Source organism: Paenibacillus tepidiphilus, assembly GCF_008635795.1.
GTDB classification, from domain to species: Bacteria; Bacillota; Bacilli; order Paenibacillales; family Paenibacillaceae; genus Paenibacillus_AQ; species Paenibacillus_AQ tepidiphilus.
In genome coordinates this window covers 1-529 of the sequence record NZ_VWRQ01000085.1, presented here as the reverse complement: position 1 = coordinate 529, position 529 = coordinate 1, and the positions used below count along the sequence as shown (strand labels likewise).

Below are 529 nucleotides of genomic sequence, written 5' to 3'. Positions count from 1 at the left end.
CCGGCTGCTCCCCGATTTGGGACAAGAGCTGTACAAAGTGCTGCAGGTACCGCCGGGCCGTCTCCTCGCCAAACAGTGCACTGCTGTATTCCAGCGTCAGGTTAAGATTGTTCTCGGCTTCCGACATGTTCAGCGTCAGATCGAACTTCGTCGCCCGGTGGTCCAGCTCGACCCGACGAACGTCTACTCCCGCCAGCCCAAAGCGCGCCTGCTCCATGTTCTGCAGCACCAGCATCGTGTCGAACAAGGGGTTACGGCTCATATCGCGCCGCATGTTCAGCTTCTCGACCAGTTCCTCGAACGGATAATCCTGATGCTCGAATGCCGCCAGCGTCTGCTCCTTCACTTCGCGCAGGAAGGCTATAAACCGCTTGTCCCCGGACGGGGCATTGCGCAGCGCCAGCGTGTTCACGAACATCCCGATCATGGGCTCCGTATCGGTATGCGTCCGTCCCGACACCGGCGTCCCGACCACAATGTCGGTCTGCCCCGTGTATTTGTGCAGCCACACGTTATAGGCCGCCAGCAG

Annotated in this window: 1 protein-coding gene; it reads right to left on the bottom strand. The window is 60.1% G+C overall.

All coding sequences use genetic code 11. The features are described from left to right. Positions 1 to 529 (bottom strand): condensation domain-containing protein (locus tag F1379_RS29605; protein WP_150276055.1); only part of this gene is annotated, 529 nt, incomplete at both ends.